General features: G+C 39.1%; 16 protein-coding genes and 1 tRNA gene. 2 read left to right on the forward strand and 15 right to left on the reverse strand.

Annotation, left to right across the window (positions count from 1 at the left end; translation table 11 throughout):
• Positions 1–491: 491 nt before the first annotated feature.
• Complete coding sequence (locus tag MKX83_RS17375) at positions 492–728, reverse strand: hypothetical protein (RefSeq protein WP_341056669.1); 237 nt, start codon at positions 726–728, stop codon at positions 492–494.
• A 3-nt stretch (positions 729–731) separates the two neighbouring features.
• Entirely contained in the window at positions 732–974 is a 243-nt protein-coding gene (locus MKX83_RS17380; protein ID WP_341056670.1) for a hypothetical protein, read from the reverse strand.
• Positions 975–1,205: 231 nt separating this feature from the next.
• Here MKX83_RS17380 and MKX83_RS17385 point away from each other — a divergent pair, with 231 nt between their 5' ends.
• Together MKX83_RS17385 and MKX83_RS17390 are read left to right on the forward strand one after the other, a co-directional pair.
• The gene (locus MKX83_RS17385; RefSeq protein WP_341056671.1) at positions 1,206–1,466 is read left to right on the forward strand and encodes a helix-turn-helix domain-containing protein; all 261 of its coding nucleotides are present in this window, start codon (positions 1,206–1,208) and stop codon (positions 1,464–1,466) included.
• 100 nt (positions 1,467–1,566) lie between these two features.
• Positions 1,567–2,085, forward strand: coding sequence for a hypothetical protein (locus MKX83_RS17390; protein ID WP_341056673.1), 519 nt, complete (start codon positions 1,567–1,569; stop codon positions 2,083–2,085).
• 430 nt (positions 2,086–2,515) lie between these two features.
• Here MKX83_RS17390 and MKX83_RS17395 read toward each other — a convergent pair whose 3' ends face one another.
• The 13 genes from MKX83_RS17395 to MKX83_RS17455 form a co-directional block, all read right to left on the reverse strand.
• The gene (locus MKX83_RS17395) at positions 2,516–3,058 is read right to left on the reverse strand and encodes a site-specific integrase (RefSeq protein WP_341056675.1); all 543 of its coding nucleotides are present in this window, start codon (positions 3,056–3,058) and stop codon (positions 2,516–2,518) included.
• Between the two features lie 502 nt (positions 3,059–3,560).
• Positions 3,561–4,313 carry a helix-turn-helix domain-containing protein gene (locus tag MKX83_RS17400; RefSeq protein ID WP_341056683.1) on the reverse strand — a complete coding sequence of 251 codons (753 nt, stop codon included), beginning with the start codon at positions 4,311–4,313 and terminating at the stop codon, positions 3,561–3,563.
• Positions 4,314–4,472: 159 nt separating this feature from the next.
• Positions 4,473–5,450, reverse strand: coding sequence for a tyrosine-type recombinase/integrase (locus MKX83_RS17405; RefSeq protein ID WP_341056688.1), 978 nt, complete (start codon positions 5,448–5,450; stop codon positions 4,473–4,475).
• A gap of 118 nt (positions 5,451–5,568) precedes the next feature.
• Positions 5,569–5,645: transfer RNA gene (locus tag MKX83_RS17410), tRNA-Arg, on the reverse strand.
• 109 nt (positions 5,646–5,754) lie between these two features.
• On the reverse strand, positions 5,755–6,267 hold the full coding sequence (locus MKX83_RS17415; RefSeq protein ID WP_095372358.1) for a metallophosphoesterase: 513 nt from the start codon (positions 6,265–6,267) through the stop codon (positions 5,755–5,757).
• A 13-nt stretch (positions 6,268–6,280) separates the two neighbouring features.
• On the reverse strand, positions 6,281–6,874 hold the full coding sequence (locus tag MKX83_RS17420; protein WP_095372357.1) for an XTP/dITP diphosphatase: 594 nt from the start codon (positions 6,872–6,874) through the stop codon (positions 6,281–6,283).
• A 101-nt stretch (positions 6,875–6,975) separates the two neighbouring features.
• Complete coding sequence (locus tag MKX83_RS17425) at positions 6,976–8,046, reverse strand: GerMN domain-containing protein (protein ID WP_340975813.1); 1,071 nt, start codon at positions 8,044–8,046, stop codon at positions 6,976–6,978.
• A gap of 115 nt (positions 8,047–8,161) precedes the next feature.
• Positions 8,162–10,306 carry a DNA helicase RecQ gene (gene recQ / locus MKX83_RS17430; RefSeq protein ID WP_341056698.1) on the reverse strand — a complete coding sequence of 715 codons (2,145 nt, stop codon included), beginning with the start codon at positions 10,304–10,306 and terminating at the stop codon, positions 8,162–8,164.
• Between the two features lie 135 nt (positions 10,307–10,441).
• Positions 10,442–11,239: a glutamate racemase gene (racE, locus tag MKX83_RS17435; protein ID WP_095372355.1), complete on the reverse strand. Its 798-nt coding sequence runs from the start codon at positions 11,237–11,239 to the stop codon at positions 10,442–10,444.
• A 12-nt stretch (positions 11,240–11,251) separates the two neighbouring features.
• Complete coding sequence (locus tag MKX83_RS17440; protein WP_095372354.1) at positions 11,252–11,710, reverse strand: MarR family winged helix-turn-helix transcriptional regulator; 459 nt, start codon at positions 11,708–11,710, stop codon at positions 11,252–11,254.
• Between the two features lie 217 nt (positions 11,711–11,927).
• Positions 11,928–12,152: a helix-turn-helix domain-containing protein gene (locus MKX83_RS17445; RefSeq protein ID WP_066191568.1), complete on the reverse strand. Its 225-nt coding sequence runs from the start codon at positions 12,150–12,152 to the stop codon at positions 11,928–11,930.
• Positions 12,153–12,300: 148 nt separating this feature from the next.
• Positions 12,301–12,738 (reverse strand): acyl-CoA thioesterase, encoded by a 438-nt coding sequence (locus MKX83_RS17450; RefSeq protein ID WP_341056705.1) that lies wholly within the window; start codon positions 12,736–12,738, stop codon positions 12,301–12,303.
• 410 nt (positions 12,739–13,148) lie between these two features.
• Positions 13,149–17,027, reverse strand: coding sequence for a 5'-nucleotidase C-terminal domain-containing protein (locus MKX83_RS17455; protein WP_095372352.1), 3,879 nt, complete (start codon positions 17,025–17,027; stop codon positions 13,149–13,151).
• Positions 17,028–17,091 lie beyond the last annotated feature (64 nt).

The following is a 17,091-nucleotide window of genomic DNA, read 5'->3' on the forward strand; positions in this document are numbered from 1 at the left end:
CCAATCGCGGAAACCATCGAATCCATATTTTTGCGGATTATCGCGCACACTTTTTAACCGTTTACCAATTTCGAATATTGCTTCGCCAGCTACGCGTTGGTATAGCTTCGGAAAGCGTAAGCGGCAGTCTTTCAAAAACATCACGAGTTTGGTCGTTCAACCGTTGAACTAGCAAAAAACTATTGATATAGTTGCCGACATCGGCAATTCTTCGAACGTCTCTTTCTCTGGTTTTTCGGTATCCCATAGACCGGTACCACTTCTCGAATATCGCTTCGCCAGTTTGACAAAATGTCAAAGCGGTGTACCTGTCGATTAATACCGACCCCCCCTTAAACGAAAATAGGCCGACAACTTGTGACGACCCAGCACACAACTTACTATATTTGCCGCTATAATAAACTCCATTCCGGGTCGCGTGTCATTCAAGCCGCTTGCCGATGCACCCTTGCCATCGATGCACCGACATCACGGATCACCTTTTCGCAAATTTAAACTGCAGACAATAAGTCGATTAGGACTGCTGGATTCTCGCGCATAAACTCTTCTGTATCATTATCCAAATCCACTGTCACAACGTCTTGATTTTCCGTTTCAATTGCGTTGTATAATCCCAGCTCACCGTTACCTGCCACGAATACTTTTCCGTTTGGAAACAAGATGCCAACCTCGTTGTCCATTTCATTTATTACGCCACCAAATAAATACTGCACTGTAACCTTTTTCATCGTTCATTTTCCTCCTAAAATTAGATTAATCAGTAAATCGCGACCATAATCAACCGCTTTGCTTTCCTCAACAACCGCCAGACTGTCGACGTTTACTCCTTGCGCTATAGATTCCTTTGCCACTGTAAAGCTTACGGACCCAGCACCTTCGTTCTCTGCAATGACTCTTTCGCTAATGACGGCGACATTTTGAATTACTGGTTCACTAAGTGAATCAATGAACGTCACATCCTCACGCCTAATCATTGTCGCTCACCACCCATCCGATAAATGCTGCAGATACAATTCCAGCCCATGCAAACCAAAATGTTGCAAAAATTATACCCATTTGAACAACCTCCATAATTACGTTATTTAGTAATTTATATCCTAATTATAATTACGTTATTTAGTAATGTCAATGATAATAATTACGAAATTGCGAAATTCTTATTTTTATCTTATAATACAGGTAGTATTGAAGGGAGGGGCTTAATATTGAGAGTTAAATTGCAAATAAAACTGGACAAGGTATTAAAAGATAGAGGTATGACGCAACTGGATTTAGCTAGGCTTATTGATGAAGATAGGGAAAAGCGAGGTATAGAGAAGCGCGTTAGAACCGCATCAATCAGTGAGTTATATAACAATCAACGCAAATCCCTCAACAAAGAACTAATAGAAGAAATCGCTAGTGTATTAGATATCGCTGATATTGACAAACTTATCGATTTTAAAGATGTAAAAGCCTCCGAATAATCGGGGCTATTTTTGTATTGACAATAAGTATCGGGAGGTTTTATTGTATATACAATAGGATCACGTAATTATTATGTATACACAAAAAGGAGGCTCTTTCATGTCTAAATTCAAAGAGGAAGCAGGCGTTATAAAAAAATTTTTAGATGGCGCTTCTTTAACTACTATTATTCGTTCAACAGAATTATCGCAAAAAGAAGTTATAGATATATTAACCAAAAATAGCACAACACACGAGGTACTTAAAGAGTATATAACCCAACATCGAGCAGGAAAATTTGTGAACTTTTTTTATAAGAGTGAACTTGGAAGGCCTAAATTACCGGAAAACAAGAAAAGAAAAATCAGACAAGTCCGTATATCCGATGAGGAAATGAATTTATTAAACAACCCTTCCACAACAGAAATTAGAAACAGGCTTTTTAAGCTAAAAGATATAGAGGATTTTTGTAAGTTCTTAGATGAAAGTGGAATTCAACTAATTCCTGATGAATGGCTAGAAAAGCACTATAATAAAAACGATCCTTTTTGGCAACGCGTATATTCTAACAATTTTAGTAAATTTAAAATTATTGTTTCTGATAAATCCTGTCGTAATGAAATTAAAGCCCCCGAATAATCGGAGGCTATTTTTATATTGTCGCGCACCTTTTGTATATAATACAGTTCCGCCTAAACGGAAGAGTTGGCGCCTTGTTTGCGCCTTGCTGCGTCGACATTTCGCCTATTCTTTTCGTAATTCTGCGTAGGAATTTTAATTGGTATAGTAAAAGGTATGGCGAACGGAAGCGCGATAGTAAGTGATAAAACCTTGCATCCTTTCAGTCTGCCGAGATTACTAGTGCATATTATTTTCGCGAAAGGTAATAATTAGAAAGAATATTGGCGCCGAGTGAGGGGTGTCTTTTACCCGAATGAAGGCGCAGGGGTTAAAAACTCCCTTATTTTCTTTTAAGGAATAAACGCTGAAACCCTTGGGAGAGTAAGTCTCGTTAAAAATTTTACGCAATTAAAAGCGTAAAAGCGATGTCGGGTAGCAGGAAGCGCCATTACAAATTAATCGACTCGAACACACCATTAACTTGCTCCTGCGTAACTCCGATATAACGCAACGTCTCGCGCTGGCTACTATGATTCAGCACGTTCATCAGTAACGAAATATCTACGCCTGATTTATAAGCGTGATACGCCATTGTTTTGCGTAGCGTATGTGTACCTATTTCAATATCTAGACCTACTCGTTTGGCCGCGTCATTAAGAATCCGCCAAGCCTGAACGCGACTAATCGCTTTTGTTCCCCTGCGCGAAGGAAATAGGGGCGCATTGTCGTCTGCATCATCCGGCACTAGCTCACGTATAGCCTTCTGTATCGCGGGGTTTAATTTGAATCGCTTAGACTTGCGCGTCTTGGTCTCCTTGATTGCAAGCGTATCCTTGCCGCGCACATCGCCTACCGTTAGCGCAAGAATGTCCGATATGCGCAGCGCTGAATTAATGCCGAAGATAAATAGTAGCTTATCGCGTGGATTGCCTAGCGCTTTTTTCATGCGTGCGATGTCCGCCTTGCTGCGGATTGGTTCGACCGTGTTCATACGTAACACACCTCCGATTATTCTCGTTTTGTTACGTAAATTATATAACGGTCGCATTGCATAAATCAACCCTCGAAATTCAAAAATTTTCTAGCGCATTTTTTACCCCCGAGGTTAAAATTTGAATCGTATAAGGTTAATATGCCTGGTGGGAGCGCTGATTCACCGAGTACCCCCGCCCATCAAACGCGTTGCATATAATATTCAACAAAGCGCATATATTATGTAACACAAACGCATTTTGTTACGTTCATTCATACGAATAAATGGCTTTATATCAACGTTTATAGACGTATATCTTACGTATAATATTCGCGTTCATTTATGCAGTATAATAAAGCGCGCTATATCAACGTTTGTAAATTATATCCATCGCTATCACCTTGCATAGAAAGCTGCATAAACGATCAGCCTTGCGCAGCTCAACCCCGATGATTTCGGACCCCTCGTGCGCTAGCGCCTTTCGCCTGATAAATAGCGCAATGCCCTACGGATATTCTTACTATTCGGCAATGCTCGGCAAAACTGCGTACATCAGACCGTCTAGCACGCGGTCTAATACGCCATGATAGTAGCCGGCAATGTTACGTATAGCCTTCCGTTTGGTCGCCTTAAAGGTCGTTATAACAGCCTCAATTCCGCAGTTTAATAGATCGATAGATTCGTGACAATTCCGCAGGAATGAAGTATGTGCGAGATAGATGCCGTATAGCTTATTCGTTAGCTTCGCATCCTTAACGTAGTATTCAACGGATTGCTTGAACGCCCTATACGTATTATTTATAACAGTATTTTGTTTAAAAGAATTAAAAGGTTTATTCTCGCTAGTTGCCGTCTTATCGCTTGCTACGACTGGCTTAACGGCTTCTTCACGGTTGGACGGTTTCGGGTGGTCACTGGCGCGCAGCTCATTGCGAGTAAAACGCAGCTCATCAAACGGCAGTATCTGTATAATATTCGCACCATTACCTCCGGACACTGGGCGCATCATAACTACCTTGCGAATGATTCGTAGCTCACATAGGCGGTTAATTGAACGTCGGACCGTCTTATCGCTTTTACCAACGAGCTTCGCCAATGTAGCCGCCTTCAAATGTGAGGCTCCAGCATATTTGACTGAATAGCAGGCGATGGTATTAAGAACGGTGCGATCAGTTTCGGACAACTCGTAACGGTGCTCTGAAAGGTGCTCAGCTACGGCGTCATTCATTTCGTGCTTTGATTGGAACGTTTTATATTCGATTAAATAGTGCATTGGGTTTCCCTTTCCGCGTAAGCCACACCGTACATATGTTCGATTCCAAAGACATAGTTAACCAACCTTGACTAACTACGTTTTTTTCGATAATATGTAACTAACTGTTTATGTGTGGGCGTTCGACTATTTGGCGTAGTCGGCGCTATTTTTTTTTGTCTATAAAAACTTTCGTAAACTCTCGGCTACTTCGTCTTTGTCTAAATGAAGGTAACGAGTTGTAATCGATAAATCGCTATGACCTAACGCCTTTGAAATCAAAGCCACGTTAGCCCCTTTTTTCAGCAAATTCTTCGCAAAACCCCGGCGGAGCGCGTGCGGATTAATATTTTTCAGTCCGTACTCTTTTGCGTAAGTAGACAACCTTTTCGTTATATTGTTATTACTCGGACTCGTCTGGATGGCACCGCCGTTCTTCGATAAAAACAAGTAGTCATTATTTGTACGTTGGGCTTCTCTAACAAGCGCATTCTGCTCGATCAATGCGGACAATAGACGGGCCAGCGTATCGTCAATTGGCAAATAAATAGACTCGTGGTTTTTAACGATGCCACCGTCCACCATGAGCAGACGACTAGCGACTTTTACGTGGTCTTCTCGTAGTTGTGCAAGTGTACCGACGCGGATTCCCGTCTGATACATTAGTAAAATCGCAGCCGCATCGCGAAGCTCGACGAATTTTGTTAGGTCTAACATCGCAAGCAGTATCTTAACTTCTCGGTCGGTTGCGCCCTCTTTAACTGGCGTGTCCACACGAATTTTAATGTTGTGCCAAAAATTATGCGTAAGCCACCCGTTAATGAAGCACTTAGACAAAAACGCCTTTAGACACTTTAGACGCGTGAGTTTCGTTTGGTTACTGACTTTCATAGACGATAACCAAGCGTAAATTTTCTCGGCGTTTAATTCTTCCATAACGCTAACGCCGGTAATTTGTATAAAATGATTAACGTGAAGTTCATAGTCACTGATTGTTCGTTCACGAAGGCCAGACGCCTCCATTTGGCGAATAACTACGGCTAATGCGTTTTGAATCGGAAAGCCTTCCGGTCGTTGAGGTGTTGTAATTTGAGGCGGCGCGTCAAAAATATCAGATAAATCCTGACGAACCGTTAGCGATGGTTTTCGTTTTGTCATAAAAAATAAGCCTCCTAGTGCGTCCGTTGATCGAATCATTGACCGTATCAACTGACGCCCTAGAAGGCTTATATAACGGGGCTTGCGCCCATTTAGTGGTAGATAAATATGTAGCTAATGGCGTCCCAGGAGAGATTCGAACTCCCGACCGACAGCTTAGAAGGCTGTTGCTCTATCCTGCTGAGCTACTGGGACTTAATATCAAGACAATATTTATTATACGCAGGATAAACTGAAGTGTCAATTAATTTTTAAATAAATTTATAATTGGCAGAGAACTGCTGTAATAATAGCAGTTCTCTGGCTACGCAAACGAAAAGGATTGCTGCCATTCCTCGAGCTCGACACCGTCTCTTGTCCAAATGGAAACGACCACTTTTTCCACTGTCCAATTTACCATCATATATGTTTTTTCTTTCGGCTGCCTTGGAAGCGAGATACTATTTGGATTAAGATAAAGGATTTGATCTACCATTTCAGCCCCCAGTTGATGCGAATGACCAAAGCACACAATACGTGCAGCTACTTCTTTTGCTCTTAAGCTTAAACCTAATAAAGACGATTTTACGCCATATAGATGACCATGTGTAATCCATACTTTGCCGTTATCCGTATCTATTAATTCTTCGTTTTTAAAGCGAGCATCGGCATCGCAATTCCCTCTCACAGCGACATATCCAGTGATTTCAGCTTGGTCACTACTTAATTCAGAGTCCCCACAATGAATCATATAGTCGACATTTTGACTGTGACGTACTTTTAGTTCTTGCAGGATGTCACCATCACCGTGGCTGTCACTAACGATGAGTAACTTCATGTTATCCTCCTCCTTAAAGAATAGTTGGAAGATCTTTTTCTAATTGCTTTAATGCTTGTCCTCTATGGCTAATGGCTGCTTTTTCTTCTGATGTTAACTCTGCCATCGCCTTATTCTTTGCATTCGCCCAAAAGATGGGATCATAACCAAAGCCATTTGTTCCTTTTCGTGCATAAAGAATTTTACCTTCACATGTCCCCGAAACGGTGTATGTTTTCTTTCCAGGGATAGCTACCGCAAGTGCACAATAAAACCGAGCATCCCGCTTCTCTTCCGGTACATGTTTCATTTCTTCAAGTACTTTATCTATATTCGCTTCATCATTTTTATCTTCCCCTGCATAACGAGCGGAAAATATTCCTGGGCGTCCTTCAAGTGCATCAATTGATAATCCGGAATCATCAGCAATCACCGGTCGATTCATTAAGCGCGAAATCTCTTCTGCTTTTAAAACGGCATTTGCTTCAAAAGTCGTACCCGTTTCTTCCACATCTGGCATATCAGGATAATCATGTAATGTTTTCACTTCATAACCGAGTGATGCAAACATTTTTTTAAATTCTTCTGCTTTGCCTTTATTCTTTGTCGCAATAATAATCTCAGACATATAGCGTTTCCTTCCTTTTATGTTCGTCATAAAAAATAAAGAGAAGAGGAGGCCCCTTTCCTCACTCTTCTCATTTTACTATAAAAGGATGGTGATACCAATTAATAGCTACCTGTATTCACACTTTCAGGTCTTGAAACAGGCTCTAGCTTTTCGCCATCTTCATCAAGTAAATCAGCCTCGCCATTCACTGTAACAGCAACAGATTCCACTTCTGCTTGTTCTGTAAGTGATAACGCTAAAACTTTTAATACATTCTCGTTAATGACATTTTCTCCCCCACTAGAGAAAATCGATTCATCGAAATCGAGGGTAATCGTTCCATCCTCTACTTTAGGTTCACCTAATAAAGCGACTTCACTTGGTAAGACGGCAGAAAGTTTAGATCCTAAAGAAGGGTTCCCTAACTCATCAATGATTGCCGTCACGTTATTGTCGACATTATTAGACACTCTTTTTGTTACTGGAACAAAGTATTTAGCATCTTCTTCGCCACCCATGTAATAAACGGTAACTGGTTTTGTATTTGTAATATCTGTGACAACAGAGTTATCATAATTGATACCGATAGAACGACTTACTTCTTCGCCAATCGGTGTACCATTGACTGGCATTTCTTTAATCGCATTCCCATTTATACTCAATTTCACTTGTTCTATTTCATCGAATTGGGTCAATGTCCATGTGACTGATTGCAGGATTCTTGCTTCATCTTCTGGATTATACTCAGCAAATTCCTTAGAAAAATCAACATGAGCCACTTTATCTTTCACATCAACCGTCATTTTTGTATCTGCTGGTAAGACTGCACGGAAATTATTTGGTAAGAGTTCAGTTACTTTTCCATCTACCACTAAATATTCTAACGCTTGTTTAGCAACAGAATTCGTACTTGGTAAATCTAATGTTTGTGATACAACATAACCATTATTGTCAATTAAGTATAATTCTGTTGGAATCGTTGTTGTTTCTGCCGCTTCATCAGCAGCTCCACTTTCCTCACCAGTCGTCTCTTCTGTCTCTACATTGGCATCTTCGTTATTAATGGACATTTCACTCGGTGGGTCAATTTTCTCTTTCTCCTCTCCACCAAATAATCCACAACCTGATAACAAAGCAGATGAAACTAATACAGCGGACACTGCGATGGTCGCTTTTTTATTTAAAGACATAACCTTTCCCTCCTAAGACAGTTTGTACTACATGTATACGAGCCTATTTACAAAATAGACCGCCTTTAGGAAAGAAAGTCTTCTATTCTTTTAGACAAATTTGGACAAAGCGTATTCAAACAAAACGATGTTTCGTTAGAACAGCCTTAATTTGAAAGTAATCAATTGTATCATCATTGATTTCATCTTTAATCGGTCTTAACTTTTCTACACCGACTTTATCTGCAGCTACAAGTACTTCCTCTTCTACCTGCTCATTGAAAACTTGATCCCAGTCAATCGGATGGCCCTCTGCTACCGCTCTAAAAATATGATTTTGAATCGTTATCGGTGAAAAAGAACGCTCTCTAGCAATCTCCGAAATCGTTTTACCTAATAGAAAGGCTTCATATGAATGGATATGACTTCCTGTCCCTTCAGCCGCTTTTTTATTTACTGGTGGTGTCTTCACATAGTGTTGCTCTTTGACCTCGATGTTATTTTTTTCAGTAAAAACTTTTATCTCTTCTAGAAATGCTTCCCCATATTTACTATACTTCATTTCACCAACACCTTTAATCGATAACATCGCTTCTTTAGTAGTAGGGAAATAAGTGCACATTTCTTTTAACGCTGTATCAGCAAAAACGACATAGGGCGGTACACCTTGTTCTTGCGCTAAGTTTTTTCTTAACTCTCTTAAGATAGCAAATAACTCGCTATTTTCTTCACCAGCTGGACGTTCTTCTAGCTCTTTATCATCAGAGATTTTCATAGATACTTGGGCTTCTCTTTTTAAAACCGGGATAGCTTCATCAGCTAAAGTAACGGTCGGATATTGTCCATCTGTCATAGAAAGATAGCCTTCAGCAAGTAAATAATTAATCATATCAACAATTTGCTTTTCCGTTTTTTCTTTCATAAGCCCATAAGTCGTAAGTGTATGAAAAGACAATTGCTTAATCCGCTTATTCGCGGACCCTTTTAACACTTGAGCTGTTAGCTTAACGCCAAAACGCTCTCCCATTCGTTTAATACACGAGAAAATCATCATCGCTTCATTCGTAATGTCAACAGATTGTCTTTCATCTAAACAGTTCGAACATTTATTACATGACGATACATCTTGATTGGCAAAATAAGCGACAATATAGGATTGCAAGCAACTTTCCGTATGACAATAATTCGTCATCTGCCTTAGTTTTTCATATTCTTGCTCGCGAAGGCTTGTTGACAGCTCGCTCTTTTCTATTAAAAATTTTTGTAGGAGAATATCTTGAGGTGAGTAAAGTAAAATACATTCACTTTCTTCCCCATCTCGCCCTGCTCTTCCGGCTTCTTGATAATAAGCTTCGATGTTTCGTGGCATATTATAGTGCACCACATAACGCACATCCGGTTTATCTATCCCCATCCCAAACGCATTGGTAGCAATCATCAACGTCACTTGATCATGGACAAATTTTTCTTGAGAGTGTTTACGATTATCCTCAGAAAGACCAGCATGGTATCTTTCAACTTTATAACCTTTCTTTAGAAAATGTTCATATAATTGATCGGTTTGTTTTCTGCTAGAAGTATAGATAATACCTGATTCTTCTTTTCTACTGGAAACATAGGTTTCTAAATACTTGCGCTTATCTCTTCCTTTTAACACTTGAAAAGAAAGGTTTGTTCGGGCAAAGCCTGTAACAAAAATATGTTCTTTTTCTATATGCAATAAGCGACTTATATCTTCTTCTACATTTTTCGTCGCTGTCGCTGTTAATGCAGCAATTACAGGCGTTTCAGTAAGAGAGAAAATCCTGTCCACTACCGATCGATAACTCGGTCTAAAATCATGCCCCCATTGAGAAATACAATGCGCCTCATCAAAGACAATCATTGATAAATGAATCTTCTCCATAATCGTTAGAAACTCCATTGACTCCAGACGTTCCGGAGCTATGTAGACAAGCTTATATTCCCCTGCCAACAGTCGCTCTTCTGTTTCCGAATATTCCTTGTAAGAAAGACTACTATTCATATAGGCTGCAGGAATTCCTGCTTCAAGAAGGGCATCTACTTGGTCTTTCATTAGTGAAATTAAAGGGGAGATAACGATCGTCACACCGTCATTCATAAGTGCGGGAATTTGGAAGGAGAGTGATTTACCACCGCCAGTTGGTAGAATGCCAAGTACGTTGTGGCCATGATTTAAATTGTAAATAATATCTTTTTGACCTGGTCGAAAACTTGTATAACCGAAATACTTCTGCAAATGCTCCTCTGCTGTTTGCATATCCATCCTCACCTCATTCTTATTGATATATATTTAAAAGCATAACGCATATCGTTTCTTTCTCGCAATCTATTCATTTAAAAAACACCAAATACAACCAATGATTGTTCATTGATTATATTTGGTGCCTCCATATTATCCGAGTTGTATGCGCTCCACATCGTTTATCTCTCTATGCAACCATTTTGTTGCAATGTCTTTGAACATCGCTTCAGAACCTGTTGTGAAAAAACGGTGCTGAGGATCTTCTTCACTCGTGTTTAAAAAGCCGCGATCATAAAGAATCGTGCTTGCTTCTCGAGCGGTTTCATCTCCGGAACTAATCACGTTAACACCTTCACCCATCACTTGCTTAACAAGATTCTCCAACAGCGGATAATGTGTACAGCCTAATATCAATGTGTCTAAACCTTTATTTGTTAATGGCCCTAACGTTTCTAGAACGATTTTTTTCGCAAATACACTCTCGTACTCCCCACTTTCTACTAGTGGGACAAATTTAGGACAAGCTAGGCTATGAACTACCGTACGATTATTGATCCCTTTTAATGCGAGTTCATAAGCACGACTCTTCACCGTTCCCGCTGTACCAATGATGCCAATGATATGATTTTCTGTTACTTTTAGCGCCGTTCTTGCTCCAGGAAAAATAACGCCAATGACCGGAATTGGTAACTCATTCTTAATATCATCTAATGCAACAGCAGTCGCAGTATTACAGGCAATAATGAGCATCTTCACTTCTTTTTCTAATAAAAACTTCGTCATTTGCCATGTGAATTCTTTTACTTCTTCTCCAGACCTCGGACCATATGGACATCGAGCTGTATCTCCTAAGTAAATAATATTTTCATTAGGTAACTGACGCATCACTTCCTTTGCAACAGTTAACCCGCCAACCCCTGAATCAATAATACCTATCGGTTGTTTCACTTTCTTCTCGCCTCAATCTCTTTTCATATCTTGATGCAATTTTCTTAGATTCTCCCTTAAATGAACGACCTCTTCACCGGAAAAATCCTTTAATACTTCTTGCAAATAATCTTGCCTTTTGTCGATCACTTCTTCTATAATTCTTTCGCCTTCCTCCAATAAGTGGATTCTTACAACGCGACGATCATTAGGATCTTTCACTCTTTTTACTAATTCACTCTTTTCCATACGATCGACTAAATCTGTCGTTGTACTAAAGGCTAAGTACATTTTATTCGATAATTCTCCAATTGTCATGTCCCCGTCCTCTAATAACCACTGTAAGGCAATAAATTGCGGGGGAGTAATGGTATAATTGCTTAAAATTTCACGGCCATGTTGCTTAATAATTCCAGAAATATATCGTAAATCCTTTTCTATATCTGCTACAACTTCATTAACATGTTCATTTCTATGTTCTCTTACGTTCATTCACTACACTCCTATATATATCATCGAAATATTCGGTTATTCCGTTACTTTTAATCCTAATTTTATTGTCACCTTTTTCGAAGGAAAATTCAAGCGAGAACTGTAAGCAAACTAAAAAAATATGTCAAGAAAAGAAAAACGAGCATTGCGCCCGCCTAAAATAATAAAATTCTATTACATTGATAACCGGCAATCCAGACGGACTGCCGGTCTAAAATTATAACTCTAGCTCTCCCATACGAAGGAGCTCTACAACAGCTTGTGAACGCCCCTTTACACCAAGCTTTTGCATGGCATTAGATATGTGGTTCCGAACTGTCTTTTCGCTTATAAATAATTCACCAGCGATTTCCCTAGTTGTTTTATCTTGTACTAGCAGCTCGAATACTTCCCTTTCTCGTTTTGTGAGTAACGGCTTGTGAGTATAATCATTCTCCTTCAAGTATTGTAACCCTCCTTGCCTTTCGCCAGCCATGAATCGCGGGGTGGGTGTGTATTAGTCATCATATCATATGTATGTTAAACAATGAGAGTGACTGAAATTCTTGAAGTAGAGAATGTTTATTTTCTAAATGTACGCCTGTCCCTATCTAAGATTGAGGTACATTTATTTTCTCATGAAAAGCAAGCTTCATATCATCAGTCCACTGCGCACCTTTACCAGTTAATTTAGATACCTGAACAATCGTTCCTCTTCCTGTAAAGCAAATGTCACCATTCTCTCTTTTACCCATGTAATGAATATCTACCGATGATTGTCCGATTCTGCCTGCTTTTACATAAATTAAGAGGTTCTCATCGAAGTAAACTTGCTTCATATAGTCACATTGAAGATCTGCAACGACAATAAATGTTTCGTTTTCTTCCTTCACCCAATCGTCCATAAGATTTAAACTTTTAAAATACTCAATGCGAGCCTCTTCAAAGTAAACAAATGGAACCGTATTATTTAAATGACCAAACATATCTGTTTCAGAAAAACGCACCTTAACAGGGTGAGCAAATATAAATTCTTCTTCCCATGTCACGAAATTTTCTATATAATCAGTTTTTTTTACTTTTAGATCCTCCTCGAAAATGAATGAGCATTCAGTCGTTCTTTTTCTTATTATAGCTTTTTTCACACAAATACTAAAGGAGAAATTCATACATAATCTTATGTTACTTTTTCTGATTTTGTAACTATAATTGCTTAATTGAGTCATTCATGTGAAAAAATGTTTAAGGCAGACCGTGTAAAACGTGTTTTTGGGTCATTTGAAAGGATTTCCTTTTCAAATGTAAAAAGCAGATAAAATGACTCAACAAATAATTTACCAACACTTTCTTATAAAAAACGAGAAATCTCAAAGATATGGAGTTAACACTACAATAAAAAACCCCAGCACAAACTTTTTTACGAAGTGTGTGCTAGGGCTTACTTTAAATAGGTTTTATCCTAAAATCCAAACCATTTTTTAATCATTTCCCAAATCCATCTTGTGAATTCTCTTACCTTATCCTTCAAGTGATCAATGATTTCTTGTTTACACTCAGACCAGCTAGTATCAGGGCCAGGAATACAAGCGCTCGGCTCTTCAGGGTTTTCAGGTTCACCTGGCTCTTCCGGATCTGTTGATTTGACTTCTGCAATAATTCTTCCTTCAACTTCCGGAGCTACCGGATTATTGTTTTCCAAATAGGTGGAAAACACATCATAATCCACTTCAAATAGTTCAGTAATTCTGCCCTCATCCTTGGCTTTTTTGAACATATCATATCCATCTCCACCATCGGCCGTGAAAGCGTTGGTCGCAACCGTATAGGTTTCGTCTTCATTGATTGCTATATATTCACCGTCTACTTTCACGTCAACGCCATGGACACGTTCACCCACTGGCTGTGCTTGGTCAAATTTAAAGCGAAGACCTGCCACTTGCATAAACTGGCCAGCACCTTCTTCAATATTTGCTACACTATGTTCTAAAGCTTGTTTTATTTCTTCTCCTGTTAAATCAAGGGTGACTAACATATTACCGAAAGGCAACACAGTAAGAACATCGCCAAGCGTAATTTCACCTTGAGCAATGGATGCACGAATACCGCCACCATTCTGCATCGCAATTTGTGTTGGCACAGATTCATTAGCTTTAGAGAGCATACCATCTGCAATCAAGTTTCCTAAATTGGTCTCTTTCGTACGAACATCAGTACGTTCACCATTCAAGGCAACTTCACTGTACCCGACTACTTCTTGTTTTAATTCCTCCAGCGGTTCACTTAACTCATCAAGTTTATTACGCGCCCATTCATCTTCTTCATAAACATATTCACCGTTCTCATCTTGACTAACGAGATCAAGTAATTCACCATTCCACTCTGACAGTACGCCTTCATCATCGAAAACAATGTCTAAAGAGCCTAAATATTTATGATATTCATTGGCTTGAACGATTAAAGTTGGTTCTCCATCTTCATTTTTTACAACTGGCTCTTCTAATGTCGTATGAGAATGTCCTCCAACAATCACATCGATACCTTGAACAGCTTCAGCTAATTCCTGATCTGGCGTATAACCTAAATGTGAAAGTGCAATAATTTTATTAATCCCTTCTTCTTCAAGCGCTGCTACTGTATTGCTAGCCATTTCAACTGCATCTTCAAAAACAATGGCTTCATCTGGGTTCGCCAAAAATGAAGTGTCCTCTGTTGTTAAGCCAAATAATGCTACTTTTTCGCCATCTACTTCTTTAATAATGGCAGGATAAATCTTACCGTTTTCTCCAGGATATCCAAACTCATTTACTTTTAATTGGCTTAAAATCTCATCATTCTCAACATTCACATTTGCACTAACAAATGGAAAATCCGCATTGGATACAAAGTCAGCCAACACTTGCGAATCTTTGTCAAACTCATGATTTCCAAATGTCATAGCATCATAACCTAAACGATTCATAAATTGTAAGTCCGCTTGTCCTAGGTACATATTGAAAAATAATGTACCTGAGAATACATCCCCAGCATCAACTAATAGTGTATTTTCTTTTTCATCTCTTAGTTGATTCACTGCAGTAAACAATCTTGGAACATTTTCTAAATGAGCATGGGTATCATTTGTATGAAGGATACTCATTGAGAATGGCCCCTCATTTTCCTCTTCTACCGCGATGTCTAACTCAACTAATAACGGATCATGATCACTAGCTCTACCATGCTCCTCCATGTATAGAGAATTGATATTTAAAATATCTACTTTGGCAGCTTCTGCTAAATGATTCGATACTAAAATATGATCAAGTACTTGCATATTTCCTTGGTAATTATACGTATACTGTTCGTTTTCCGGTAAAGTATCAACCATATTCGTTAACTCTTCACCTTTTAATGTTTCTAATGTGGGAGTGAATTGAAAATCATTCATATCCCCTAATACAACAACATTCGCATCTGGGTTTTTAGACTCTATATCTTTCACAAACCCATTTACAGCTTCTGCTAACTGTATTCTTTGTGCTTCACTCACTAATTCCGGAGGTTGATTCTTCCCAAATAGTGGTTCATCACCTGACTTAGAATTAAAGTGATTAGCAACGACAATCACATCTTCTCCATTAAATTCAAACTGTGCTGCTAGCGATTTTCTTGTATCTTGGAAAATTTCATTCGTCGGATCGATGCGACCTGGGTTCAATGTTAATTGACCGTCTTCATACGTAACTGCGTCGTTAGCCCCGCCTTTGGGTGCCTCTTTTAAAGTAACTCTTTCTGGATTATAGAGATATCCTACTCGGATATTCCCACCCGGCTGACCACCATCTTGCTTGTCTTCTGGTGCAATATCTGCCCAGTCATACGTCGGACCACCATTTGCGGCAATGGCTGCAATTAATTTCTCATAACTAGCTTTTGCCGTTGTTATACCATCATCAGTCGGGCCATTATCATCTTGTACCTCTACAAGACCAATAATATCCGGTGAATTTAACTCATTAACCATTGACTGCGCTATTCTATTTGTCTTTTCTTGGCTTGTACCTTCATAATAATTTTCAATATTATAAGAGGCAACTGTTAATTTTCCTTCATCCTTGCCAAGTTCTGTCGTTACTTCTTCTTTTTCCGATTCAATAAGATCTGGTAAAGAATCCATATCCACTAACACTTTAAAGTTGCTATAACCATAACTAATTACACCGGTGACTGTACCATCAAAACGATCACCCGTTTTAGCTACATAATTATCCTCTTCTAATAAAAGATGCAGTCTTTCTGGATTTGCATTATCTTCCGTTAATAAAACCCCACCTTGATCCGTATAGAGTTTATCCTCTTCTTGATTCGCAATGACAGGTATTTCACCATATTTTTGAGGTGCAACAACTTGAGGATTCTCCACTGCGACGCGCATACCCTCTAGACTCTCATAAAAATCGATACCATCTTCCTCAGGGTCAAAAGATTGCATTTCATCATTATCAATAATATCATGAGGTAAAGGAAGATCTTTGCCTAAAACAATTGCTTCTGGCAGGTCATTTCCTGATGATTCAATGCTTACCCTCCCATTTTGGGCATTGATTTCAGTCATGGCTAAATCTGTTTCTAACTTTTCACTATATCCGTCAAGAACCCATTCTTTCACAAGCCCATCCACTGTAACCTTATCTCCAACTTTTACTTGATGCGTAGGCTTGTAGACGAGAATCCCTTCTGATGTATGGGGATTATCATCGGGTGTATCATCTTGCATATAAAAATTACTGTTATCTACTACTTTTGTTACAATACCTTGTACAGCTGTTACGTTCTGATTTACATAAGGAGACTCATGCCCCGCTCCTTGTATATCACCAATGCGCAGACCTTCAACACCATCAGATGGCTCTTCCTCTTCCCCATCATCAGGGTTTCCATCAGCAAATGTAAATGCAGTTGGATTTTTCAAGCCAGGTACGGTAAAATATGCTTCAAGATTGCCTGTTATTTGTACTTTTTCACCTATAATATCAGGGTTAGTCTGTAAGCCAAATGTCGCACGAAAGCTGCTAGACACTTGCACAGGTAAAATTTTTGACGAATCTTGTTCATTCGCATCATCAGCTATCGCAATATTATAGTCATTACTAAAAGGTGGATTAAAATTGTAATTATTCGTCGAAACTGTATGACCTACTATGTAACCTTCTACTGTTGCATTTCCTTCGTTATTTTCAATCGCTTCATTCACCGTCAATACATCTTCTTGTGCTGCTTGTCCCGCTAGAGGGCTGAAGCTAGAAAATATTAACATAAAAATCATCAATAAGGCCAACCATCGATTACTAGCTAATTTCATTCTGTTCCTCCTTCAAATTATTATTAATCTTTCAACAACTGAAATATACCAGTTTTTCTATGAT

It is taken from the genome of Cytobacillus sp. FSL M8-0252 (genome assembly GCF_038007345.1).
Lineage (GTDB): Bacteria > Bacillota > Bacilli > Bacillales > Cytobacillaceae > Cytobacillus > Cytobacillus kochii.